At 61.2% G+C, this 22,516-nt stretch carries 24 protein-coding genes and 1 tRNA gene; 16 read left to right on the plus strand and 9 right to left on the minus strand.

Translation table 11 applies throughout. The annotated features are described in order from the left end of the window. Positions 1-226 precede the first annotated feature (226 nt). Entirely contained in the window at positions 227-847 is a 621-nt protein-coding gene (locus tag ACK83U_RS02850) for a hypothetical protein (protein WP_112605878.1), read from the plus strand. Positions 848-956: 109 nt separating this feature from the next. On the opposite strand, the gene ACK83U_RS02855 is transcribed toward ACK83U_RS02850, so the two are convergent. Further along, a complete protein-coding gene (locus ACK83U_RS02855; RefSeq protein WP_015339084.1) occupies positions 957-1,649 on the minus strand; it encodes an HAD family hydrolase in 693 nt (230 codons plus the stop codon). Between the two features lie 242 nt (positions 1,650-1,891). On the opposite strand from ACK83U_RS02855, the gene ACK83U_RS02860 reads away from it, so the two are divergent. From ACK83U_RS02860 to ACK83U_RS02870, 3 genes are all read left to right on the plus strand, one after another. Further along, on the plus strand, positions 1,892-2,560 hold the full coding sequence (locus ACK83U_RS02860) for a GntR family transcriptional regulator (RefSeq protein WP_112605875.1): 669 nt from the start codon (positions 1,892-1,894) through the stop codon (positions 2,558-2,560). A gap of 263 nt (positions 2,561-2,823) precedes the next feature. Next, a complete protein-coding gene (locus ACK83U_RS02865) occupies positions 2,824-3,414 on the plus strand; it encodes a biotin transporter BioY (protein WP_112605872.1) in 591 nt (196 codons plus the stop codon). Next, complete coding sequence (locus ACK83U_RS02870; RefSeq protein ID WP_112335519.1) at positions 3,411-3,836, plus strand: DUF1284 domain-containing protein; 426 nt, start codon at positions 3,411-3,413, stop codon at positions 3,834-3,836. The genes ACK83U_RS02865 and ACK83U_RS02870 overlap by 4 nt, the downstream gene beginning before the upstream one ends. Here ACK83U_RS02870 and ACK83U_RS02875 read toward each other — a convergent pair. Continuing rightward, entirely contained in the window at positions 3,833-4,558 is a 726-nt protein-coding gene (locus ACK83U_RS02875; RefSeq protein ID WP_112398019.1) for an ArsR/SmtB family transcription factor, read from the minus strand. The two genes, ACK83U_RS02870 and ACK83U_RS02875, sit on opposite strands and share 4 nt — an antisense overlap. Before the next feature lie 72 nt (positions 4,559-4,630). Here ACK83U_RS02875 and ACK83U_RS02880 point away from each other — a divergent pair, with 72 nt between their 5' ends. From ACK83U_RS02880 to ACK83U_RS02890, 3 genes are all read left to right on the plus strand, one after another. Continuing rightward, entirely contained in the window at positions 4,631-4,960 is a 330-nt protein-coding gene (locus ACK83U_RS02880; protein ID WP_112605868.1) for an NIPSNAP family protein, read from the plus strand. Then, positions 4,957-5,304 carry an antibiotic biosynthesis monooxygenase family protein gene (locus tag ACK83U_RS02885; protein ID WP_112605865.1) on the plus strand — a complete coding sequence of 116 codons (348 nt, stop codon included), beginning with the start codon at positions 4,957-4,959 and terminating at the stop codon, positions 5,302-5,304. Before ACK83U_RS02880 ends, ACK83U_RS02885 begins: the two co-directional genes overlap by 4 nt. 157 nt (positions 5,305-5,461) lie before the next feature. Then, positions 5,462-6,592 (plus strand): site-specific DNA-methyltransferase, encoded by a 1,131-nt coding sequence (locus tag ACK83U_RS02890; protein ID WP_112412417.1) that lies wholly within the window; start codon positions 5,462-5,464, stop codon positions 6,590-6,592. Positions 6,593-6,766: 174 nt separating this feature from the next. On the opposite strand, the gene ACK83U_RS02895 is transcribed toward ACK83U_RS02890, so the two are convergent. Genes ACK83U_RS02895 through mutY form a run of 3 tightly spaced genes read right to left on the minus strand, consistent with a single transcriptional unit; the run spans position 6,767 to position 8,863 of the window. Next, complete coding sequence (locus tag ACK83U_RS02895) at positions 6,767-7,132, minus strand: nuclear transport factor 2 family protein (protein WP_112605862.1); 366 nt, start codon at positions 7,130-7,132, stop codon at positions 6,767-6,769. 4 nt (positions 7,133-7,136) lie between these two features. Then, positions 7,137-7,751, minus strand: coding sequence for an HAD family hydrolase (locus tag ACK83U_RS02900; protein ID WP_112605859.1), 615 nt, complete (start codon positions 7,749-7,751; stop codon positions 7,137-7,139). A gap of 17 nt (positions 7,752-7,768) precedes the next feature. Next, a complete protein-coding gene (mutY, locus tag ACK83U_RS02905) occupies positions 7,769-8,863 on the minus strand; it encodes an A/G-specific adenine glycosylase (protein WP_112605856.1) in 1,095 nt (364 codons plus the stop codon). Between the two features lie 95 nt (positions 8,864-8,958). Here mutY and ACK83U_RS02910 point away from each other — a divergent pair, with 95 nt between their 5' ends. From ACK83U_RS02910 to ppdK, 7 genes are all read left to right on the plus strand, one after another. After that, on the plus strand, positions 8,959-9,459 hold the full coding sequence (locus ACK83U_RS02910; protein WP_112398018.1) for a DUF721 domain-containing protein: 501 nt from the start codon (positions 8,959-8,961) through the stop codon (positions 9,457-9,459). A gap of 64 nt (positions 9,460-9,523) precedes the next feature. Then, positions 9,524-9,799: a type II toxin-antitoxin system ParD family antitoxin gene (locus ACK83U_RS02915; protein WP_112605853.1), complete on the plus strand. Its 276-nt coding sequence runs from the start codon at positions 9,524-9,526 to the stop codon at positions 9,797-9,799. A 2-nt stretch (positions 9,800-9,801) separates the two neighbouring features. Then, positions 9,802-10,095 carry a type II toxin-antitoxin system RelE/ParE family toxin gene (locus tag ACK83U_RS02920; protein WP_412474784.1) on the plus strand — a complete coding sequence of 98 codons (294 nt, stop codon included), beginning with the start codon at positions 9,802-9,804 and terminating at the stop codon, positions 10,093-10,095. A gap of 161 nt (positions 10,096-10,256) precedes the next feature. Next, positions 10,257-10,946, plus strand: a complete 690-nt coding sequence (locus ACK83U_RS02925; RefSeq protein ID WP_015339097.1) for a DsbA family protein — start codon at positions 10,257-10,259, stop codon at positions 10,944-10,946. 183 nt (positions 10,947-11,129) lie between these two features. Then, entirely contained in the window at positions 11,130-14,591 is a 3,462-nt protein-coding gene (locus ACK83U_RS02930; RefSeq protein ID WP_112605847.1) for a chromosome segregation SMC family protein, read from the plus strand. A gap of 139 nt (positions 14,592-14,730) precedes the next feature. Beyond that, positions 14,731-16,056, plus strand: coding sequence for a hemolysin family protein (locus tag ACK83U_RS02935; protein WP_112605844.1), 1,326 nt, complete (start codon positions 14,731-14,733; stop codon positions 16,054-16,056). Positions 16,057-16,213: 157 nt separating this feature from the next. Further along, positions 16,214-18,880, plus strand: a complete 2,667-nt coding sequence (gene ppdK / locus ACK83U_RS02940; protein ID WP_112605841.1) for a pyruvate, phosphate dikinase — start codon at positions 16,214-16,216, stop codon at positions 18,878-18,880. A 25-nt stretch (positions 18,881-18,905) separates the two neighbouring features. On the opposite strand, the gene ACK83U_RS02945 is transcribed toward ppdK, so the two are convergent. After that, positions 18,906-19,187, minus strand: coding sequence for a hypothetical protein (locus ACK83U_RS02945; protein ID WP_112605838.1), 282 nt, complete (start codon positions 19,185-19,187; stop codon positions 18,906-18,908). Positions 19,188-19,278: 91 nt separating this feature from the next. Next, positions 19,279-19,695 carry a hypothetical protein gene (locus ACK83U_RS02950; protein ID WP_112606081.1) on the minus strand — a complete coding sequence of 139 codons (417 nt, stop codon included), beginning with the start codon at positions 19,693-19,695 and terminating at the stop codon, positions 19,279-19,281. A 241-nt stretch (positions 19,696-19,936) separates the two neighbouring features. Here ACK83U_RS02950 and ACK83U_RS02955 point away from each other — a divergent pair, with 241 nt between their 5' ends. Beyond that, positions 19,937-20,869 carry a DUF1499 domain-containing protein gene (locus ACK83U_RS02955; protein WP_112605835.1) on the plus strand — a complete coding sequence of 311 codons (933 nt, stop codon included), beginning with the start codon at positions 19,937-19,939 and terminating at the stop codon, positions 20,867-20,869. 188 nt (positions 20,870-21,057) lie between these two features. Here the strand turns inward: ACK83U_RS02955 and ACK83U_RS02960 are convergent, their stop codons facing one another. Next, a complete protein-coding gene (locus ACK83U_RS02960) occupies positions 21,058-21,966 on the minus strand; it encodes an MBL fold metallo-hydrolase (protein WP_112605832.1) in 909 nt (302 codons plus the stop codon). 2 nt (positions 21,967-21,968) lie between these two features. Further along, positions 21,969-22,265 carry a cupin domain-containing protein gene (locus tag ACK83U_RS02965; RefSeq protein WP_112605829.1) on the minus strand — a complete coding sequence of 99 codons (297 nt, stop codon included), beginning with the start codon at positions 22,263-22,265 and terminating at the stop codon, positions 21,969-21,971. Positions 22,266-22,422: 157 nt separating this feature from the next. Between ACK83U_RS02965 and ACK83U_RS02970 the strand changes: the two genes are divergently transcribed. Beyond that, a tRNA-Gln gene (locus ACK83U_RS02970) sits at positions 22,423-22,497 on the plus strand. The last annotated feature ends 19 nt before the right edge of the window (positions 22,498-22,516 follow it).

Raw genomic sequence — 22,516 nt, forward strand, 5'->3', positions numbered from 1 at the left:
TCGGATCAGCCGCGTGGTTTTCGCGTTTGCGCAAGGCGCGTGGGATCTGCGCCGGGCGGAGGCCATTTGTGGCAATCTGTCGATCTCGAAAAGTGAGCCAAAACGGTGTCTACCCAATCGATTTTTCGCTGCGTCGCTGGTATAGACCATCGCCAAGTGTCATAAAAGGCCCGTTTGACAGGCTGCTGGCCGATAATGTGAAATATATGGAGAGGGTGGAATTATAGTGTTTGGCAAGGTTTCGCGTCGTCTTTTCTCCGCTTCGCTTCTGGCATTGCTGACGGGCTGCAGCACTCTCGGCATCGGCGGCAAGAGTGAAAAACAGCCGGCAACGGATGTAACGGTGGCGCCGCAAACGGGAGCCGCAACAGCTGCTCCGACTGGCGGCCAGTCTTACGTCGCGGGCAAGTGCCCGCAGGCCGTTATCCGCGACGAGGATTCCGTCTATCGCACCTACGCCAAAGGCGCCAAGGACGACCCGAACCAGCTGATCTACCAAGCTTCGCTGGCGCAGGCGACCCGCCAATGCACCACGGACGGCACCAGCCTCGGCATTCACGTCGTGGCGCAGGGACGCCTGGTTGCTGGCCCCATGGGCAGCTCCGGCAAGGTAACCTTGCCTATCCATGTTGCCGTCATGGACAACGACAACGCGCTCTATAGCAAGACCGTTATGTATACGGCGGAAATCCCGCCGGGCGAGACGACGGCGCAGTTCCTCTTTACCGATAATGATATCCAGGTGGCCGGGGGCTCCGGCGGCTTCACTATTGTGCAGATCGGTTTCGATCAAGGCCCGCAGAAGCCCGTGAAGGGTGCGAAGCCGGTGCGCAAGAAGCGTCACTAAGCTTTTGATCACGACCCTTGCGCGGCGATGCGAGGGTGAGCGACGGTTGAAAAGAAAAGGCCCTGCCGATTGGCAGGGCCTTTTCTTTTGGTCTGTATTTCAATCCGTCTTAGAGGACGCCGTCCCATTCGGCGAGCGCCATGACGACGCCCGGCAAGTCGGCCATGCGGCTGACGACGGTTTCGGCACCGGCGTCGGTCAGACGATCGGCATGCGACGGATAGGTATGCGATGCCCCGGTAAAGCCGATGACGCGCATGCCGGCGGCGCGCGCGGCCTGAACGCCGTGGACGGAATCTTCGACGACGATCGTATTGGCCGGGCTGACATTCATCTGCTTGGCGCCATGCAGGAAGATGTCCGGTTTCGGCTTCACGCGGTCGGCACCGAGGTCCTTGGCGGAAAAGATGTTCGGAGCAAACAGCTTGATGTAGCCGACCTTCGTCAGCATCATCTCAAGGCGGGCGGAGCTGGAATTCGAGCAGATGCAGCGCGGCATCGGCAGCCGCGACAACGCCTGCGGCACGCCCGGGATAGCCTGGACATCACTGGCAAGCTTCAGGTCGAGCAGCTTCTCGGATTTGTCGAGCAGCGATGCAGAGAGCGGAATGCTGGCCTCGCGCTCGACTTCGAACAGGATGTTGCGCCAGGTCATTCCGGCGAAGCGCTCGCCCATCTCCTCGGTGCTGATCGGATAGCCCGCATCGGTCAGCAGTTTCGATTCGACCTCGGCCGCGATGATTTCCGAATCGACCAGAACGCCGTCGCAGTCGAAAATGATGAGGTCGAAACCATTGCTCATGAAATTACTGCCTTTGATGTGGCTGGGATCGGCACGCTCCAGGAACCATCGGTATTTCGGGAGGTGCTCTGAAAAACGACCGCCGGGCTTTACACGATATGTCGGCAAAGCTCAACCAATTGGCGGGCATGGCTGCGCTGCAGTGCGCGAAAGGGTCGAAATGCACAAAAGAGGTGACGAGGGTTTCTTGTCGCTCGACATCGGCCCTCGACATCGGATGGGCCCGCCTTTAAGGATCGGCCATGGCCAAGGAGCGCGACGACACCATTGCCAGCCGCATCAGCCGGGTGCTTGCCGACCGCATCATCCGCGGCGAGATCGCGCCCGATGCCCGCCTGCGGCAGGATCACATCGCCGAAGAGTTCGGCACGAGCCACGTGCCCGTGCGCGAGGCGTTCCGCCGGCTGGAGGCGCAGGGGCTGGCAATCAGCCTGCCGCGTCGTGGTGTCCGTGTCGCCTCTTTCGATCTCAAGGAAGTCCGCGAGGTTGCGGAAATGCGCGCAGCCCTCGAAGGTCTTGCACTCAAGCATGCAGCCCCGCATCTGACTTCAGCTATTCTGGATGGGGCGGAACAGGCGACGCGCGATGGCGATGCCGCCGGTGACGTCCACGCCTGGGAGGAGGCCAATCGGCGCTTCCATCGCCTGATCCTGGCGCCCTGCGGCATGGCGCGCCTTCTTGCCGCGATCGACGATCTGCATGCCGTGAGCGCCCGCTTTCTCTTCTCCGCCTGGCAATCCGGCTGGGAGAAGCGCACGGATCATGACCACCGCGCCATTCTGGCCGCGCTCCGCCAGGGGCGGGCCGAAGAGGCTGCCGCGATCCTGCAGAAACATGTGCAATGGATCGGCCGCGCGCCAGTGCGCACGCCTTCGGGATCGACACGCGACGCCTTCGCAATCGTCGGCTAAAATTATAGATAATTTTAAGGTGAATAGCCGGAAGTGCTCTGGAAGCGGTGCACCAGGGGAATGTTTGCTGCGCCAGTGTCGCGGTATTTTGTTCGATGCCCGGCTGTCGCCCGCTGCCTTTCCTGAATTTTATTAGCCTTATTTTTCAACGAAATCCCGAACTTTATCGGAATTTGGTACTGCTACTACTTGCCTGATTTCGCGATCTCTCTCATAAAATAGATGAGACTCAAAAATTATCTATAATTTTAGAAGGAGAGCCGATGTCCCTGTTGCAGCATCATGATGAAGTCGCTTTCGATCCGCTCCGCCTCGGGCGGCGTTCGCTTGTTACCAAGGCTGTGTTCGTTCTCGCCGGAACGCTGATCCTGGCGCTCGCATCGCGAATCTCTGTGCCGATGGTGCCGGTGCCGATCACCATGCAGACATTCGCGATCACCATGATCGGCGCGCTCTATGGCTGGCGTCTTGGTGCGATCACGGTTTTCGCCTGGCTGGGCGAAGCCGCGATCGGCTTTCCGGTGCTGGCCGGCGGGGCAGGCGGCGTTGCGCCCTTCATGGGGCCAACGGCGGGTTATCTGGTCTCCTTCCCGATTATCGCAGCCCTTGTCGGCTGGCTTGCGGAGCGCGGCTGGAGCGGCAACCGCATCGTGCGCAGCTTCATCGCCCATCTCTCGGCCAACATTCTTTGCCTTGCCATCGGCGGTGGATGGCTTGCAGCGCTGATCGGCGCGCAAAAGGGCTGGCTGCTTGGCGTCGCGCCCTTCATTCTCGGCGCCGTGCTCAAGTCCGCGCTTGCAGCTGCCGTGCTGAAGACCATCCAGGTCTATAGCGGCAAGGCGCGTCTGAATTGACCGTCAGGCTTCGCGCCCACCATCTGCTCTGCATGCTGACATTCGTTGGTGAAGGCTATACCTCGGCCTTCACCGACAATTATCGCCGCATCGCCGAGCGGCTGTCGGAAGGGGAGGAGATCAAACTGGTCTCCGGCCCCGATGACATCTGCGCGCCGCTGCTCGGCGAGGAAGAGCCGCACTGCCTCAAGGCTTCGGTCATCGAGCGGGATGCGGTAGCTCTCGCCGATATCTCGACATTGCTGGGCGAGGAGATCGGCATAGGTGCGGTGCTGGTGCCTGATGCCGGCTTGCTTGCAAAACTCCGTCGCAATTTCGCCGGCGGTGAAATCCGTCACGCCTGCCTCGGCTGCGAATGGGGTGAGCTCTGCAGCCGCATTGCTGCAACCAATTTCAGCGGTGTCCTGATCAAAGCAGCCTAGGGCTTATCATCCGGCTCAGGCTGCGAGGCGCCATCGCTTAGCTCAAGCGGAAAGAGCGCCAGAAAGCGGCGCTCGCCTTCGGGCGTGAAGAAGATCGAGCGGCTGTTTTCGGTTCGCCGCGCCCAACCCTTGTCGAGGAAATTCGAAAGCAGCGCCTTGCCGAGGCTGCCGGCGAGATGCGCACGGCGCTCGCTCCAGTCCAGGCAGGATCGGCAAAGCGGTCGGCGGCTCGAGCGCAACCCGGAGAGGTCGATGCCGATCGATCCCAGATGCTTTTCGCCGTTCGCCGTCAGGCTCAGACCTTCGCCCACGGCGGAGATCGACCCGGCCTCGATCAAACTATCGAGCATGCGCACACCATAGTCGCCGGCCAGATGATCGTAGCAGATGCGCGCCTTGCGCAGCGCCGGTTCCTTCGGGCCGGGACGATGGCGCAGATGGCCGCGGCTTGCGGCAAAGCCCATGATGCCCTCGAGCAGCTTGCCGACCCGATCGTCGGCCAGCGTGAAATAACGATGCCGGCCCTGCTTGCGCTGTGCCAGCAGGCCGCCTGCTTCAAGCTTGGAAAGATGCGCGCTCGCAGTCTGCAGCGTCACGCCGGCAGCCGCCGCCAGTTCCGTCGCCGTCAGCGCACGACCGCCCATCAGCGCCGTCAGAATATTCGCTCGCGCCGGATCGCCGATCAGCGAGCCGATCTGTGCTATGTCTGGACCTTCCTTCATACTTCGATCGTAACCGAACCATCTCCGTCCTGCAATGTGCGAAAACCTCTGCATCAGCAAAGGAGAAAGCCAATGATCACCTGTTTCATCCGCTACCAGATCGATCCGTTCAAGCAAGAAGCCTTCGCGGAATACGGCAAAGCCTGGGGCCAGGCCATCCCGCGCAACGGCGCCGACCTGATCGGCTATTTCGGCCCGCATGAGGGATCGCTGACGACAGCCTACGGCATCTACAATATCGAGAATCTCGCCGCCTATGAGGTCTATCGCAAGAGCCTCGCCGCCGATCCGCTGGCGCGGGCCAATCTTGATTTTGCCCGTCGCGAGCGTTTCATCTTGCAGGAGGATCGCATTTTCCTGAAGAATGTCTCGCTGCCGCACGCTTCGAGGGTATCGCCATGATCGCAGTCATTTTCGAAGTCGTTCCCCATCCCGACGAACGTCAGCACTATCTCGACATCGCCGCGAGGCTGCGTTCCGAACTGGAGACGATCGACGGTTTCGTCTCTATCGAACGTTTCGAAAGCCTCACTCAGCCAGGCAAGATCCTGTCGCTGTCCTTCTGGCGCGACGAGGGAGCCGTTCGCGAGTGGCGAAACCGCGAGGCGCATCGCGCCGCCCAGAAAGCGGGGCGCAAGACGGTCTTTGCCGACTATCGTTTGCGTGTCGCGCAGGTGCTTCGCGATTACGGGATGACGGAACGCGCAGAAGCGCCCGACGACAGCCACGCAATGCACGATATCTAGAGCTTTCAACGCGATAGCGCCTTTTGACGAGGCCTGCATTCTCGGCGGCTTCGTCGGGAATGCAGAAAATATGGCGCCGCTTTAGTCTTTGGTAACCAAGTTAGGTAACCATAACACTCGATTAAGAGCACCGAGTAAGTGTAACAGCGAGTATCACATGGCGTCAGTTTTCCCGCTTGCCGACCTCAGGACTTCAGCCGTTCCGGGGTCCTGGATCGACACGATCATCAAGGGCGATTGCGTGGCCGCTCTTGAGGCACTGCCCAATCAATCCGTCGACGTCATCTTCGCCGACCCGCCGTACAATCTCCAGCTTGGCGGCACGCTGCACCGTCCGGATCAGTCGCTGGTCGATGCCGTCGATGACGAATGGGATCAGTTCGCCTCCTTCGAAGCCTATGATGCCTTCACGCGCGCCTGGCTGCTCGCCTGCCGCCGCGTGCTGAAGCCGACGGGCACGATCTGGGTTATCGGCTCCTATCACAATATCTTCCGCGTCGGCGCGACGCTGCAGGATCTGAACTTCTGGATCTTGAACGACATCGTCTGGCGCAAGACCAACCCGATGCCGAATTTCAAGGGCCGCCGCTTCCAGAACGCGCATGAGACGATGATCTGGGCAAGTCCGAACGCCAAGGCGAAGGGCTATACCTTCAACTACGATGCCATGAAGGCCGCCAACGATGACGTGCAGATGCGTTCCGACTGGCTGTTCCCGATCTGCAACGGCAATGAGCGACTGAAGGGCGACGACGGCAAGAAGGTGCATCCGACGCAGAAGCCGGAAGCGCTGCTGGCCCGTGTCATCATGGCTTCGTCCAAGCCCGGCGACATCATTCTCGATCCCTTTTTCGGATCGGGCACGACCGGTGCCGTTGCCAAGCGCCTCGGCCGCCACTTCGTCGGCATCGAGCGCGAGCAGGATTATATCGACGCGGCAAGCGCCCGTATCGCCGCCGTAGAACCGCTCGGCAAGGCGGAACTGACCGTGATGACCGGCAAGAAGGCCGAAGTGCGCGTGGCGTTCAATGTGCTCATCGAAAGCGGCCTCATCAAGCCCGGCCAGGTGCTGACGGATGCCAAGCGCCGCCATAGCGCCATCGTCCGCGCCGACGGCACGGTCGCTTCCGGCGGCGAGGCCGGCTCCATTCATCGCCTTGGCGCGAAGGTCCAGGGCCTTGATGCATGCAATGGGTGGATGTTCTGGCATTTCGACGATGGGCGTTCCCTGCGTCCGATCGACGAACTCAGAGCCATCATCCGCAGCGATCTGGCCAAGGTTGAATAGTCTCAACCGCTAGACGGTTCCGGTTTCAAAGCCGCCCCGCGGCTGCCGGATGCCTTTCAGATCGACATATCCGTCTTCTTCCGTCGTGTACCTCCAGTTGGGAAGAAGACGAAACACCCAGGGCCTTATCGGATATATTGTACGGCAAGGCCCTGGGTTTTTCAGCTTCGGATCTCAGAACTCCTGATAATCCGTGACGTCGACACGCACGACGCGGCCGTCCTCGTTAAAGGTAATCGTTTCCTCGCCTTCGCGGATCAGTGGCTTGCTCGTCTTGCTGTTGGTGGCCCGGACAGACCAGACGGCACGGCCGGACAGTGGTGTCAGCGTCTCCACAAGGGAATTCGATGCCGTCTGGTCCGGATAGGTGTCGAAATAGCCGCGGAAGGCTTCCATGATTGCCGCACGGCCGGCAAGGCTGCCGACGCCGTTGGAGACATAGGTGGCATCCTCTGCGAAGAAGTTCTCGATCGCCTCATAGTCGAGGCGATTGATTGCGTCATGGAACAGATCGATGCGTTGTGCGGGATCGAAGGTCATTGGCTCAAACCTTTATGCCATGGGCGGCGAGATCGCTGCGCAGCTTCTCGGCGCCTGTGAAGTGAACTGCATGCCAGCCGGCAGCCCGCGCGCCTTCGACGTTCGGATAGGAATCGTCGATGAAAATCGTCGAGGCCGGATCGAGGTCGAAGCTCTTGGCGTGGGTATCATAAATCGCGACATCCGGCTTGATCAGCCCGATATCGCCGGAAACTGTCACGCCGCGCGGCTTCTTCAGGAAGGGATAACGCTCCTGCGCCTCGCGAAAGGTGTCCGAGGCGAAGTTGGTGAGCAAGGTGACGTCGCGTCCCTCAGCGATAAGCTGCTCCAGAATGGCGACGCTGTCGTCATAGGCATGCGGAACCATCTCGTGCCAGTATTTGCGGAAGCTGCGGATCTGTTCCTCGCGCTCCGGATGATCGGCGATCAGCAATGCCTCGGCATCGCTCCAGGTGCGGCCGCGATCCTGCTCAAGGTTCCATTCATGAGTGCAGACATTGGCGAAGAACCATTCGCGCTCGGCATGGTCCGGAATGATCCGGCTATAGGGAAGGTTTGGATCATAGTGGATGAGAACCTTGCCAATATCGAAAACGATATGCCGTATTTCCGTCGTCATGAATGAATTCCTAATTTTTAGCCCAAACGCATTTTTGCGAACGCATTGGGAATAGCCCGCGCGATCGCTTTTTTCATGACTGTCGGCAGTGCCTGGTCTTCAAGATTTGTAACCGGCGCCCACCATCCGTCATGGTTGTCATTCTGAGAGACCGACTTCGCGCGCCAGATCGACAGCCGCAGTTCGAAATGCGTGAAGACATGCGTGACCATGCCCGCCGGCTGCCAATCGGCCGGGAATGGGGCTGCCTCGATGCCGGTCTCGCCGTCGATCCGCGCCGTCCATCCCGTCGTCGGCACTTCCGTCATGCCGCCCAGCAACCCGCTTTCGACACGCCGCCGCAGGAAGATCTCGCCCTCGTCATTGACGGCAACGAAAGCCGCACCCTGGCGCACCGGCTTTTCCTTCTTTGCCGCCTTGACCGGGAATTGCTCGGGATCATGCCCAGCCAGCGCCTGACAGGCGCCGTTGAAGGGACAGAGCGAACAGACCGGACGCTTTGGCGTACAGATCGTCGCGCCGAGATCCATCATTGCCTGAGCAAAATCGCCCGGCCGGTCGGCAGGTGTCAGCAGGGCGACCTTCTGTTTCATCAGCGGCTTGGCGCCGGGCAAAGGCGCCGAAATCGCATAGAGGCGGGAAATGACGCGCTCGACATTGCCGTCCATCACGGCTGCCTGGCGATTGAAGGCGATGGCAGCGACGGCGGCGGATGTATAATCGCCGATGCCGGGCAGCGCGCGCAGGCCTTCCTCAGTATCTGGAAAACGGCCGCCATGATCGGCTGCCACCGCCTCGGCGCATTTCTTCAGATTGCGCGCGCGAGCGTAGTAGCCGAGCCCCGCCCAAGCCGCCATGACGTCTTCGTTCGCGGCGGCGGCGAGATCATCGACCGTCGGCCAGCGCGCCAGGAATTTGGCGAAATAGGATTTAACCGCCGGCACGGTCGTCTGCTGCAGCATCACTTCCGACAGCCAAACGCGATAGGGATCGGGCTTGACGCCGCGCGCGGCCATCGGCGGCGAGACCCGCCAGGGCAGGTCGCGGTGGTGGCGGTCGTACCAGGCAAGCAGGGATGCGGCCGTGGGTGATTCTAAAGTCGTCGTCATGATTTGCCGCGTCGAGGGGAAGTGCTCTATACTTGGCCAAGCTGCGTCGGGCGATCAAGGTCCGCGATGCACAAAGCATGTACCGGAAGCCGATTGAGATGAGTTATCCCCGAAAAGGCGAGAAGCAGATTTCCGAGCTGACCAACGGCATCGTCGATCCGGTGCTGGCAAAGCGTGCCGGCATCAACACGACGCTGCTCGGCTGCTGGGACGAAATCGCCGGCGAGGACTTTGCCGACTGCACGCGGCCGGAAAAGATCGCATGGGCGAAGCGAACCGGCCCCGGCATGGACGATCGCTATCAGCCCGGTGTGCTGACGATCGCCTGCGAGGGCGCGCGGGCACTCTTCCTGACCCATGCGCAAGGCGAACTCATCCAGCGCATCAACAGCTTCTTCGGCTTCTATGCCGTCAATCAGATCCGCATCGTGCAGAAGCCGGTATCGGTCGCCTCCAAGCGTTCCCGCACACCGCCGCCCTTGAAAGGCGAAGCGGCGCGCAAGCTCGCCGACATGATGGACGGCATCGAGGATGAGAAGATCAGGGCCGCCGTTCAGCGTTTGGGCACGGCCATGGTGTGGAAGCGGGGTAAGGCCTGATCCAGACTTGCTTTTGTTAATGACACTGTCATACTCAGGCGGAGTATTTGCAAGGGAACTGGATATGCGAAGCAGTAGGCCGATAACGGTTACACTGGGTAATCAGCAGCGCGGCGTCGATGCGAGACTGGAATCCGGAGTATACGATTCTGCCAGCGAAGTTCTGCGTGCTGCTTTGAGAGCACTGGACCGCGAAGAAGAAGTCATAAATCAAATCATGCGCGCAAAGATCCAGGAAGCGCTTGATGACCCGCGGCCCGGCAGAGATGCTGACGAGGTTTTCGATAGAATTAAAAGAATACATGCCGAACGAATGAAAGCTGCTGGACGTGAATTATAGGATTGTTTTCAGCGGCTCTTGCCGAAGACGATCTCGTAGGTATCTATGAATTCATAGCGAAAGATAATCCGAGCCGCGCATTGTCGTTTATCCAACGGCTCCAGCAGCAGTGCAAAACACTTGAGGCGATGGCCGATCGAGGTCCTCAGCGTGAGAATTTAGGGCCAGGTGCTCGGATATTGGTGTTTGAGCGGCGGGTTACCGCCGCTTACCATATCAAGAACGAGCAAGTCGTTATTCTGCGTCTCTTTTATGCTGGTCAGAATATCCCATCGACCTTGCTCGACGAGCACTGAACTCGCGTGCGTCTCTATCAATTCCGATGACAATTTTAGCTTTTTGTCTTTCCCAGGTCACAATTCTTTGAAGAAAGTTGGCCAACCGTGCCTTGTTAGCGGCAAGCTGCCGTTATATCGCATGAAACATTCGAAGACCTCTTTCAACGACGGGTGACTCTATGCCGATGTCCGACATGCTCTTGACCAAACGCCACCTGCTGGGCGGCTCTGCCGTTGCCGCCCTCTCCGTGGCGTTCTCTGCCGTTGCCGGCACCGCATCCGCCGCGACTGCCGAAGATGAAGTGCCGCCGTCCGACGGCAATGTCGACATGAACGAAGTGCTGAAGCCCGGCCCGCTGCCGGAGATCGCGCTCGGCAAGGAAGATGCGCCCGTCAAGATCGTCGAATACATGTCGCTGACCTGCCCGCACTGCGCGCATTTTGCCGTCACGACTTTCGACACGATCAAGCAGAAATACATCGATACCGGCAAGGTTCGCTTCATCATCCGCGAATTCCCGTTCGATCCGCGCGCTGCCGCAGCCTTCATGCTGGCGCGTTGCGCCCCGCAGGAACAATACATGCCGATGGTCGAAATGCTTTTCAAGCAGCAGATCGCCTGGGCCTCGCCCGACGTCGACGGCCGTGCCGCATTGCTCCAGATGTCGAAACTCGCTGGTTTTACTGAGGATAGCTTCACGAAATGCTTGACGAACCAGAAGCTTCTGGATGATGTCAACTCTGTACGGGAACGCGCAGCCAAGGATTTCGGCGTCAACGCCACGCCGACCTTCCTGATCAATGGCAAGCGCTATGCAGGGGACATGTCTATTGCTGCCATGTCGAAGCTTATCGACAGCCTGCTCTGATCCGCGCCTTTTTACATCACAGGCGGGCGGCTGGGGCCGCACGCCTGTTTTTTATGACCTCCTCCTGGGAGGAGGTTGCGCGGACTGCGCGAATGAGGATGATTTCCGGGGTGAACGCTTGATCGTTCCACCTCCCACCTCCAGTCCGATCCGCCCTCTCAAGGGAAGGGTGGAGATCAACCTATGAAATTCAACAGGCTGAGACTCGTCGGCTTCAAATCCTTCGTCGAACCGGCAGAATTCGTCATCGAGCGCGGCCTGACCGGCGTCGTCGGCCCGAACGGTTGCGGCAAGTCCAATCTTGTCGAAGCACTGCGCTGGGTGATGGGCGAGAATTCCTACAAGAACATGCGCGCCTCCGGCATGGACGACGTGATCTTCTCCGGATCCGGCAACCGCCCGGCCCGCAACACCGCCGAAGTCGGCCTCTATCTCGACAATAGCGACCGCACCGCGCCAGCCGCCTTCAACGATAGCGACGAAATTCAGGTCACGCGCCGCATCGAACGCGAGCAGGGCTCGGTCTATCGTATCAACGGCAAGGAAGCGCGCGCCAAGGATGTGCAGCTGCTGTTTGCCGATGCTTCCACAGGCGCCCGCTCGCCCTCCATGGTGGGGCAGGGGCGTATCGGCGAGCTGATCCAGGCCAAGCCCCAGGCGAGACGCCAGCTTCTGGAAGAGGCAGCAGGCATTTCTGGCTTGCATTCGCGCCGGCATGAAGCCGAGTTGCGCCTGCGCGCCGCCGAAAGCAATCTCGAGCGGCTTGACGATGTGACGTCGCAGCTGGAAAGCCAGATCGAAAGCTTGAAGCGTCAGGCGCGCCAGGCCAACCGCTTCAAGATGCTCTCGGCCGATATCCGCGCCCGCGAGGCCATGTTGCTTCATATCCGCTGGGTGCAGGCCAAGGAGGCCGAGGCCGAGGCCGATAGCGCGCTGAACCAGGCAACCGTGCTGGTCGCCGAAAAGGCGCAGATCCAGATGGAAGCGGCAAAGGCGCAGGGCATTGCCAGTTTCAAGTTGCCGGAACTGCGAGACGAAGAGGCGAAGGCTGCGGCCGCTTTGCAGCGTCTGCAGATCGCCCGCTCGCAACTGGAGGAGGATGTCAACCGTATCCTGCGGCGGCGGGATGAATTGATCCGTCGCTTGGCACAGCTGGCGGAGGACATCAGCCGCGAACAGCGCCTTGTCGCCGATAACGCGTCCATCCTTGCCAAGCTGGACGCAGAAGAGGCTGATCTTGCCGACATCCTCGCCGATTCCGGCCGGCTCGCGGAAGAGACACGTATCGCCTTCGAGGAAGCCGCCGCCAAGCTCGCCGACAGCGAGCGGGTTTTTACTGTTCTGACCGCAGAACGCGCCGAAGCCGCTGCCGCCCGCAATCAGCTGGAGCGCGCCATCCGCGATCTCGCCGATCGCAAGATGCGGCTCGAGCGGCAGGTCGACGAAGCAAACAACGAGCTTGCCGCCATCGACGAAAAGATGGCGGATCTGCCCGACCCAAGCGAAAAGCGCGACATGGTCGAAGCGGCTGAGAATGTCGTCGCCGATGAGGAGGGCGAGATCCAGCGCGTCGAAGCCGTTCTTGCCAAGGCGCGCGAAACCGAGGCGCTGTCGCGTGGTCCGGTCGAGCAGGCGCGGGCGCGCCTGAATGCGCTGGAAACCGAAGCGCGCACCATTTCCAAGATGTTGGCGGCGGGCGATACCTCCGGCGCCTTTTCGTCTGTGGCCGAGGAGCTGCGCGTCGACCGTGGTTTCGAGACGGCACTTGGCGCAGCGCTCGGGGACGATCTGGAGTCCTCGCTCGATTCCAAGGCGCCGGTCTATTGGTCCGACAATGGCAGCGGTGCCGGCGACCCGGCTCTGCCGCAAGGTGCCGCCCCCTTGATCACCCATGTCGGCGCGCCGGCGGCATTGACGCGGCGCCTGCGTCAGATCGGCATTGTTTCGGTGGAAGATGCGCTGCGACTGATGCCCGAGCTGAAGCCGGGACAGCGGCTGGTGACCAGGGATGGCGCAGTGTTCCGCTGGGACGGTCACGTGACTGGAGCGGATGCACCGAGTGCGGCTGCCCTGCGGCTCGCCCAGAAGAACCGTCTTTCCGAGTTAGAGGCCGAAGCCGAGCTTGCGCGTGATGTGCTAGCCGAGGCCGAGGAGCGCCTTGCGGCAGCCGCCGATGCGATCCGGGCCGAAGAGGGCCGTCTCGCGACCGCCCGCGACGCCAGCCGCCTTGCCGCCCGGCATCTGGCCGAGGCGCGCGAAGCGCTTGCTGCAGCGGAGCGCGCGTCCGGCGATCTCATCCGCCGCCGCGATGTGATTGTCGAGGCAGTCAGCCGGCTGCGGGAGCAGCTGGAAGATGTGGCCGTGCAGGATGAGAATGCCCGCATCGAACTGGAAGATGCGCCGAATCTCGACGCTATCGATCTGAAGCTGCGCGACCAGCAGGCTGAAGTCGCGACGGATCGCGGCGTCCTGGCCGAAGCTCGGGCGCGCCACGAAGGCCTGAACCGCGAAAACGAGGCGCGGCAGCGCCGTCTTCTGGCGATCCGGCAGGAGCGCGATACATGGCGCCAGCGCGCCGCCAGCGCCGAGGAGCACATTCAGACGCTACGCGACCGTGAGGAGGAAGCGCGCGAGGAAGCGGCCGAACTCGATTTGGCACCCGATGAATTCGATGACAAGCGCCGCGCCTTGATGAATGAGCTTCAGAAGGCGGAGGAGGCTCGACGCCATGCTGCCGATCGTCTTGCCGAAGCGGAGGTCGTTCAGCGCGAGGCCGATCGTCATGCGACCACGACCCTCTCCGAACTGGCGGAAAGCCGTGAGAAGCGCGGCCGCGTCGAGGAGCGGCTGGTGTCGGCTCGCGAGCGGCGGCAGGAAAGCGAATTGCGCATCCGCCAGTCCCTCAACGTCGAGCCGCATGAGGCCATGCGCCTGACCGGCCTTTCGCCATCGCAGAATGTACCTGATCTCCGTGAAGTCGAGCGCGAGCTGGAGCGGCTGAAGATCGAGCGCGAGCGTCTCGGTGCCGTCAATCTGCGCGCCGAGGAAGAGAGCAAGGAGCTGACGGAGCGGCTGCAGGCGCTGATCAAGGAGCGCGACGACGTCATCGACGCCATCCGGAAGCTGCGCGGCGCGATCCAGAGCCTCAATCGCGAGGGGCGCGAACGTCTGATCGCTGCCTTCGACGTCGTCAATGCGCAGTTCCAGCGCCTGTTCACCCATCTTTTCGGCGGCGGCACAGCGGAGCTGCAGCTGATCGAGTCAGACGATCCGCTGGAGGCAGGTCTTGAAATCCTCGCCCGCCCGCCGGGCAAGAAGCCGCAGACCATGACGCTGCTTTCTGGCGGCGAGCAGGCGCTGACGGCCATGGCGCTGATCTTTGCGGTGTTCCTTACCAATCCCGCGCCGATCTGCGTTCTGGACGAAGTCGATGCGCCGCTCGACGACCACAATGTCGAGCGTTACTGCAATCTCATGGATGAGATGGCCGCCTCCACGGAGACGCGCTTCGTGGTCATCACCCACAATCCGATCACCATGGCCCGCATGAACCGGCTCTTCGGTGTCACCATGGCGGAGCAGGGCGTCTCGCAGCTCGTCTCCGTGGATCTGCAGACCGCTGAACGGCTGCGCGAAATCGCTTGAGCGTCGTTCCACGTCTGGATTGAGAAAACTGTTCCCGTTTCGACAAGAAATTGCTGCGTCGGCTGCCGCGGTTCATGAAAGCGTGCTAGTTTCGTTTTTCGATCAACAACATGGGCGCTGATCCGCCCGGAAGGGAAGTATGTCTGGTTCGACTGGCGGTATTTTCGATATCCTCGGAATACTTGCCGTATTGCTGCTCGTCGCTGCCAACGGTTTTTTCGTTGCGGCGGAGTTCTCTCTGGTGTCCGTCCGCCGCAGCCGCGTGACGGAGCTTGTTGCCGAAGGGCGGATGAACGCCAAGGCGCTGCAGAAGGCGGTCGACAATCTCGACGCCAATCTCGCGGCCACGCAGCTCGGCATCACCATTTCGTCGCTGGCGCTTGGCTGGGTCGGCGAACCCGCTCTTGCTCATCTGCTCGAGCCGCTGCTCGATTTTCTTCCTGGCACATGGGCCGCGGCCGGATCGCATGCGATCGCCGTCGCCATTTCCTTCATCATCATCACGGCGCTTCATATCGTGCTTGGCGAGCTTGCCCCAAAGAGCCTGGCATTGCAGCGCAGCGAAGGCACAGCGCTTGGCGTCGTGCGCCCGCTCGGCCTGTTCCTCTTCCTGCTACGGCCGGCAATTAGCGTGCTGAATGGGCTCGGCAATCTCGTGCTTCGCCTCTTCGGGCTGCGTCCCGGCGCGGGCGAGGGTTCGCTGCATTCGCCGGCCGAAATCAAGCTTCTGATTGCCGAAAGCCAGGAAGCTGGCTTACTGGAGCAGGCGCAGCAGGATCTGGTGGAGCGCGTCTTCAATATCGGCGACCGCGACGTCTCCGATATCATGACGCCGCGGCTCGAGGTCGAGTGGATCGATGCCGAGGACCCGCCGGAGGAAATGCAGAAGACTATCCGTGAAAGCCGCTTCGAGCAGCTTCTCGTCGGCCGCGGCTCGATCGACGAGCCGATTGGTATGATCCTGAAGAAGGATTTGCTCGACCAGCTTCTGAACGGGGAACCGCTGAACCCTATGGCCGTCATCCGCCAGCCGCTGGTCGTTCACGAATCCACGGCCGTCTTCAAGGTGCTTGAAAACTTCAAGCGCGCGCCAGTCCGCCTCGCCATGGTGATCGACGAATATGGCAGCCTCGAAGGCATCGTCACACAGACGGACCTGCTGGAAGCGATCGCCGGCGACCTGCCTGATATGGACAACGACACGCCCGATGTCGTCGAGCGGGCCGACGGATCGCTGCTGATGGAAGGCATGATGCCCGTCTATGACGCCTTTGCGCGGCTGGGGCTTCGCTTCAGCGAGGAGGAGGTCAATTTCCATACGCTCGCGGGCTTTGCACTCTATCAGCTCGGCCATCTGCCCGAGGTGGGTGAAAGCTTCTCCTTCGGCGACTGGCATTTCGAGATCGTCGATCTCGACGGCATGCGCATCGACAAGATTCTGGCCCGGTGCGAACCGCAAGCTTAGCTCTGGATGGACCCGGAGGCTCTCGATTTCGATCAATCGATTGAAATCGGGAGCATTCAGGTCATATTTATTGTGCAGTGCAACATTTTGCCGTATTTGTCGATTTTCATTTGTGTTGCAGTGAATTAAGTTCAACCGGAGGAGTTGGACGGAGACGATGACGAATTGGGTCTATACATTCGGCGACGGCAAGGCCGAGGGGGGCGCCGGCGATTTTGAGCGGCTCGGCGGCAAGGGCGCTAATCTTGCGGAAATGTGCAATCTCGGCCTGCCGGTCCCGCCGGGCCTGACGATCGTCAGCGACGTCTGCACCTTCTATTACAAGAACGGCCGCAAGATTCCCGAAGAGCTGAAGCCGCAGGTCATGTGGGGTTTGCAGCGGATGCAGGCCATTACCGGACGCAGGTTCGGCGATACCGCGCGGCCGCTGCTGGTTTCCGTGCGTTCCGGCGGCCGTGCCTCGATGCCGGGCATGATGGATACCGTCCTCAATCTCGGCCTCAACGACGCCACGGTGCAGGCTCTTGGCCATGATGCCGGCGACGCTCGTTTTGCCTGGGACAGCTACCGCCGCTTCATCCAGATGTATGCCGATGTCGTCATGGGCCTCGACAACGAGGTCTTCGAAGAGATTCTGGAGGATGAAAAGGCGCGGTTCGGCCATGAGTTCGATACAGATCTCACCGCCGTCGAATGGCAGCACGTCGTCTCGATCTACAAGAGCGTCATCGAGGAGGAGTTGGGCGAAGCCTTTCCGCAGGAGCCGGAGGTGCAGCTCTGGGGCGCTGTCGGTGCCGTTTTTGCCAGCTGGATGAATGCGCGCGCCGTCACCTATCGCCAATTGCACAATATTCCCGAGGCATGGGGAACCGCCGTCAACATTCAGGCGATGGTGTTCGGCAATCTCGGCAATTCGTCCGCGACAGGCGTTGCTTTTACGCGCAATCCATCGACGGGGGAGAAGGAGCTTTACGGCGAATTCCTCGTCAATGCGCAGGGCGAAGATGTCGTTGCCGGCATCCGCACGCCGCAAAGCATCACGGAAGTCGCCCGCATCGCCTCCGGCTATGAAAAGCCGTCGATGGAAAAGCTGATGCCGGAAGCCTTTGCCGAGTTCCGCAGTATCTGCGCGCAGCTGGAAGCGCATTACCGCGACGTGCAGGATCTGGAGTTCACCATCGAGCGCGGCAAGCTCTGGATGTTGCAGACCCGCAATGCCAAGCGTACCACCAAGGCGGCGATGAAGATCGCCGTCGACATGGTCGACGAGGGGCTGATTACCGAGGATGAGGCGGTTTCCCGCATCGATCCGACGTCGCTGGATCAGCTTCTGCATCCCACGATCGATCCGCGCGTCCCCCGCGAGGTCATCGGCTCCGGTCTCCCAGCATCGCCGGGTGCGGCGACGGGCGAAATCGTGTTTACCGCAGAAGAGGCGATCGTTGCCGAGGAAGAAGGCCGCAAGGCGATCCTCGTGCGGATCGAGACGAGCCCTGAAGATATTCATGGCATGCATGCCGCCGAGGCGATCCTGACCACCCGCGGCGGCATGACGAGCCACGCGGCCGTCGTTGCCCGCGGCATGGGCATTCCCTGCGTCGTCGGCGCTGGAACCATGCGCATCGACATTCGCAATGAAAAGCTGATCGGCATCGGCGTCACCTTGAAGAAGGGCGACATCGTCACGATAGACGGATCTACCGGCCAGGTGCTGAAGGGCGAAGTGCCCATGATCCAGCCGGAGCTTTCGGGCGATTTCGGGCGCATCATGGCCTGGGCAGACCGCTTGCGCCGCATGACGGTGCGCACCAATGCCGACACGCCTGCCGATGCGCGCGCCGCCCGCTCCTTCGGCGCGGAGGGCATCGGCCTTTGCCGCACCGAGCACATGTTCTTCGAAGGCGACCGTATCCATGTGATGCGCGAGATGATCCTTGCGGAGGATGAAGCGGGACGCCGTGCCGCCCTCGCCAAGCTCATGCCGATGCAGCGGCTCGATTTCACCGGCCTGTTCACCATCATGCATGGCCTGCCGGTGACGATCCGCCTGCTCGATCCGCCGCTGCACGAATTCCTGCCGAAGACGGATGAGGAAATCGCCGAAGTGGCCGGGATCATGGGCATGGAACCTGCCGCGCTGCGCCAGCGGGTCGATGCGCTGCACGAGTTCAATCCCATGCTCGGCCATCGCGGCTGCCGATTGGCGATTTCCTATCCGGAGATCGTCGAAATGCAGGCACGCGCAATTTTCGAGGCAGCGGTTCTCGCTGCGCGCGAAACAGGCGCGGCGGTCGTGCCGGAAATCATGGTGCCGCTGGTCGGCCTCCGCTCGGAGCTGGATTACGTCAAGGCCCGTATCGACGAGGTGGCGCGCGCCGTGATGACCGAAGCGAAGATGAAGATCGACTATCTCGTCGGCACGATGATCGAGCTGCCGCGCGCGGCCTTGCGCGCCCATATCATCGCTGAGGCTGCCGAGTTTTTCTCCTTCGGCACGAACGACCTGACTCAGACGACATTCGGCATGTCACGCGACGATGCCGCCGCCTTCATTCCGACCTATCAGCGCAAGGGCATCATCGAGCATGACCCCTTTATTTCGCTCGATTTCGATGGGGTCGGTGAACTCATCCGTATCGCGTCGGAGCGTGGCCGCCGCACGCGCAACGACATGAAGCTCGGCATCTGCGGCGAGCATGGCGGCGATCCCGCCTCGATTCACTTTTGTGAGGACATCGGGCTGGACTACGTGTCCTGTTCGCCGTTCCGCGTGCCGATAGCGCGGCTTGCGGCGGCGCAGGCGGCGATCAAAGGACGGGCTTGATTTTCCAAATCTGGATGTTCGTGGATCAGTGGCGCCAGTAGCCGCGATGATAGTAATATCCAGGACCGCCAACGACGACGGTCGGACCCCAGAAGAAATCATCGTTGCTTTCCATGAAAGCCCGCTGGTCCGCGCGCCGGCTGAGATCCTGATTCATCAGGCAATTGGCGAAGCTCTGAGTGCCCGGTTTGAAGCCGTAGCCGCTGCATCTGGATGCGTCCGCGGCGCGGATTTCCTCGGCCGTCTGGCAGGAGGAGAGCGCAAGCATGATGGCGAGGAGAGATAGTACGGAAGCTTCGATACGCATGACATGTTATCCTGAATGCGGATTTACAGGCAAAAACTATAGCGCCGCGCGTGGCGGCGCGAAAGGCGTATTCCGCCGCAGGCAGGGTTGCTTACGCCGCTTCCCTCGGCTTTGCCGGCATCCGCTGCAAGAGATCGACGAAGGCATCGGCGAAGCGCAGCAGGTGCTCGGTCTCCCCGTCGGGTTGCAGGAGGCGGATTTCCGCGCCATCTTCGTCCAGCGCGGCAAAGAGGGTGCGCATCGTCGCGTCTCCTTCCGGAATTCGCAGCACCGCCAATCTGCGGCAATCCGGTATCAGCCCTTCAGCCGGCAGATCGAACAGGAAATCGCCCTGTACGGCCGAAGCCGCCTTGCGCACGGCTTCGCAGAAGCCGGGCTCGCCACCGGAAAAACCCTCGAGCGAAAGCTCCAGTTCAAGCAGTTCCAGCGGCAGAAACGGGTCGCTCGCTTCGGCTCCGGTAATCGTTACTCCTGGCAGCGACTGGGCCGCGACGTCTTGAGAAAGCATCGGTTCCATCTCATCAAGTCCTTTCACAGCCTCGATAAAACGCTAAAGAATGGCCTTTTTTAGGAATTTAAGCAAGTGCTCACGTTTTTGGTCTAGGCGTTACTGGTTTGAGCTTCGACAAAACATTGGACGACGATGCCGTGACATTCGATTTATTTTCGGCATTTCTTGATCTAAACATAAGTCGCTTTCCGGGATTCGGTGCATCCGGCTTCCGATCCGACGCGCCGACGAGCCTTTGATGACCATTCGTTTCGACCGTCCTGTCTCACATGCCGCCCGTGCCGCGCGTTTGATCGCTTCATTTGCATTGGTGCTCTGTGGCGTGACGCTGATCGGCCACCGTTTTGCGCCGCTGGAAACGCCTTATTTCGTCCTGCTGCTACTGATTTCTGCCGGCTGCGCGATCCTGGCGGTGCTACTGGCGCTGGTCGGTTTGGCCCAACTATGGCAGAGCGCTGCCATTGGCGGCGTCTCCGCCGTCAAGGCGCTTGTCTATGCCGCTCTGCCGCTCGCCATTCTCGGCCTCGGCGCCGAGCGCTACTGGACGCGCCCACATATCTACGAGATTTCGACCGACCTCAACGATCCGCCTGACTGGCTGGCGACCCCGGATGCGCGGCAACTGTGGCTGCCGCCGCGCCATCTGGTCACGCAGCAGGAGCGCGAGGCGCAGTTCGAGGCCTATCCCGCCTTGATTAGTCGGCGCTACGAAGGGGCGTCCGACCGCGTGTTGGAAGCGGTGCGCAAGGTCGCGCATGATCGCCACATCACCATCGTCAAGGCTGAAGGCGCCGATGTCGCGGACCCGAACGGCAACGTAAAGCCGAAACGCCGTACACGCCCGCAGACCGCCAATCCGGCGCAGGACGGCAGCGCCGCCGGCGATGTGCCCGCCATCGTTCCCGTGCCGACCCCGCGCCCCTTCCGCGATGGAGTTGCGGAACTCATCCGTCAGAATACCGACGTCATCCTGCAGGGTGAAACGCGAACCCGCATTTTCGGCCTGCCATGCGATATATTGATCCGCATTCGCGAGGAGGCGGAAACGACGCTCGTCGATATTCGCGTCGCCTCCCGCTACGGCCAGGATGATCTCGGCGTCAGCGCCGATCTGGCCGATGACTATTTAAAGGCACTGGATGCGGAACTGCTCGGCATCGCCGGAAGCTGAGTTTTCCAATCTCTCCTTCTCCCCTCGAGGAGAAGGTGGCCCGAAGGGTCGGATGAGGGGCTTGCCGCTTTGGATGCGGGAATTTTCGTGCTCTTGACACCCCCTCACCCTGCCCTCTCCTCGAGGGGAGAGGGAGAACCGTGCCCGCCATCAAACTTCTGAAATCGCCGATAATCACCCGTCTCAGCTCACACAGGACGATAGGCGCCCAGGAGCGCCGGCGGTCCATCGGTTTCCACCTGACCCTTCTCGACCAGGTCTTCCAGATGTGCCAGCACCGAAAGGGCGGCTGCGCCATGCAGGCGCGGGTCCGTATCGCGATAGATGGCTTTCACCATGTCCGGGATCAGCCGGTCGCCGGCCTTGATGCGCTCCAGCACGGCGCGCTCGCGCATGCGGCGGTGGGTTCTGAGGCCGCGCATGAAGGAGGCTGGCTCCTTTACCGGACCGCCGTGACCGGGCAGAAACAACCGGTCGTCGCGTGCAAGAAGACGTTCCAGCGAGGTCATATAGTCCGCCATCGAACCATCCGGCGGCGCGACGATCGAGGTCGCCCAGGCCATGACATGGTCGGCCGAAAAGACGATGCCGGTACCGTCGAGTGCGAAGCAGGCGTGGTTGGCCGTATGGCCCGGCGTCAGCAGCGCCGTCAGCTGCCAGCCGTCTCCGGCGACGCTTTGGCCATCGGCAAGCACGATGTCAGGCTGAAACTCCATGTCGGAGCTTTCGGCAAAAGGATTGACCTCGTCCTGATGGAGCGGACGCGCAGCACGGTGCGGCCCTTCGCCGACGGTCAGCGCCCCCGTTGCCTCCTTCAATCGCTTGGCCAGCGGCGAGTGATCGCGATGGGTGTGGCTGACGAAGATATGCGTGACCTCGCGCCCCTTCAGCGCCGCCATCAGGGCAGCGAAATGCTCGCCATTCTCCGGACCGGGATCGATGACGGCGACGGAAGGGCCGCCGACGATGTAGCTGTTGGTGCCGTGGAACGTGAAGGCGCTGGGATTGTTGACCGTCATCCGCTCGATACCGGGCGCAATGGGAACGGCCCGACCATAGGCGGGTTCGAAGGCGAGGTCGAAGTCAGGCGTGCTCATGATTACTTGTATTCGATTTCGATAAAGGACATCGGCTCGGTGCCGGCATTGACGACATTGTGCTCGGCGCCTGCCTCACGCCGATAGGCGGCACCCTTGGCGATATCGACCCGCCTGTCGCCGCCCGGCTCCTCCAGCAGAAACTGGCAATCGGTCATCGGCACCACGACATAGCCGAGGCCATGGACATGATGCCCGGTATCGGCGCCCGGCTCGAAATCCCAGCGCGTGATGCGGCAGACCGCGTCATCGAGAAGCACGGTAGGCACAGCCGGAGGGCGGGCGCGAAACTGGCTCATCAAGCCTCCTTATTTGGAATGCAGTGCAAAAGACCTATCATAGCCGCCTGGAAAGCACACAGAAATATGCGTCCGTGCATCACTTAGTCATTGTAGCGCGATGCGACCTTTGCTAATCAGACGCCGGTTTGGCTGGCGTGACAGCCATTTCCCATGTTGGGGCGTCGCCAAGCGGTAAGGCACCGGTTTTTGGTACCGGCATTCCCAGGTTCGAATCCTGGCGCCCCAGCCACACACTGCTATTGACAAAG

The organism is Rhizobium sp. WW22 (genome assembly GCF_047041135.1).
In the GTDB taxonomy this organism is placed as follows: Bacteria; Pseudomonadota; Alphaproteobacteria; order Rhizobiales; family Rhizobiaceae; genus Rhizobium.

Excerpts from the sequence above, each read along its gene's own strand:
- ACK83U_RS02930 (WP_112605847.1), top strand. The coding sequence starts at position 11,130 with ATGAAATTCAACAGGCTGAGACTCGTCGGCTTCAAATCCTTCGTCGAA.
- ACK83U_RS02860 (WP_112605875.1), top strand. The coding sequence starts at position 1,892 with ATGGCCAAGGAGCGCGACGACACCATTGCCAGCCGCATCAGCCGGGTG.
- ACK83U_RS02890 (WP_112412417.1), top strand. The coding sequence starts at position 5,462 with ATGGCGTCAGTTTTCCCGCTTGCCGACCTCAGGACTTCAGCCGTTCCG.
- ACK83U_RS02865 (WP_112605872.1), top strand. The coding sequence starts at position 2,824 with ATGTCCCTGTTGCAGCATCATGATGAAGTCGCTTTCGATCCGCTCCGC.
- ACK83U_RS02885 (WP_112605865.1), top strand. The coding sequence starts at position 4,957 with ATGATCGCAGTCATTTTCGAAGTCGTTCCCCATCCCGACGAACGTCAG.
- ACK83U_RS02935 (WP_112605844.1), top strand. The coding sequence starts at position 14,731 with ATGTCTGGTTCGACTGGCGGTATTTTCGATATCCTCGGAATACTTGCC.
- ACK83U_RS02960 (WP_112605832.1), bottom strand. The coding sequence starts at position 21,966 with ATGAGCACGCCTGACTTCGACCTCGCCTTCGAACCCGCCTATGGTCGG.
- ACK83U_RS02880 (WP_112605868.1), top strand. The coding sequence starts at position 4,631 with ATGATCACCTGTTTCATCCGCTACCAGATCGATCCGTTCAAGCAAGAA.
- ACK83U_RS02875 (WP_112398019.1), bottom strand. The coding sequence starts at position 4,558 with ATGAAGGAAGGTCCAGACATAGCACAGATCGGCTCGCTGATCGGCGAT.
- ACK83U_RS02855 (WP_015339084.1), bottom strand. The coding sequence starts at position 1,649 with ATGAGCAATGGTTTCGACCTCATCATTTTCGACTGCGACGGCGTTCTG.
- ACK83U_RS02900 (WP_112605859.1), bottom strand. The coding sequence starts at position 7,751 with ATGACGACGGAAATACGGCATATCGTTTTCGATATTGGCAAGGTTCTC.
- ACK83U_RS02950 (WP_112606081.1), bottom strand. The coding sequence starts at position 19,695 with ATGCTTTCTCAAGACGTCGCGGCCCAGTCGCTGCCAGGAGTAACGATT.
- ACK83U_RS02955 (WP_112605835.1), top strand. The coding sequence starts at position 19,937 with ATGACCATTCGTTTCGACCGTCCTGTCTCACATGCCGCCCGTGCCGCG.
- ppdK (WP_112605841.1), top strand. The coding sequence starts at position 16,214 with ATGACGAATTGGGTCTATACATTCGGCGACGGCAAGGCCGAGGGGGGC.
- ACK83U_RS02915 (WP_112605853.1), top strand. The coding sequence starts at position 9,524 with ATGCGAAGCAGTAGGCCGATAACGGTTACACTGGGTAATCAGCAGCGC.
- ACK83U_RS02910 (WP_112398018.1), top strand. The coding sequence starts at position 8,959 with ATGAGTTATCCCCGAAAAGGCGAGAAGCAGATTTCCGAGCTGACCAAC.
- ACK83U_RS02895 (WP_112605862.1), bottom strand. The coding sequence starts at position 7,132 with ATGACCTTCGATCCCGCACAACGCATCGATCTGTTCCATGACGCAATC.
- ACK83U_RS02925 (WP_015339097.1), top strand. The coding sequence starts at position 10,257 with ATGCCGATGTCCGACATGCTCTTGACCAAACGCCACCTGCTGGGCGGC.
- ACK83U_RS02965 (WP_112605829.1), bottom strand. The coding sequence starts at position 22,265 with ATGAGCCAGTTTCGCGCCCGCCCTCCGGCTGTGCCTACCGTGCTTCTC.
- ACK83U_RS02945 (WP_112605838.1), bottom strand. The coding sequence starts at position 19,187 with ATGCGTATCGAAGCTTCCGTACTATCTCTCCTCGCCATCATGCTTGCG.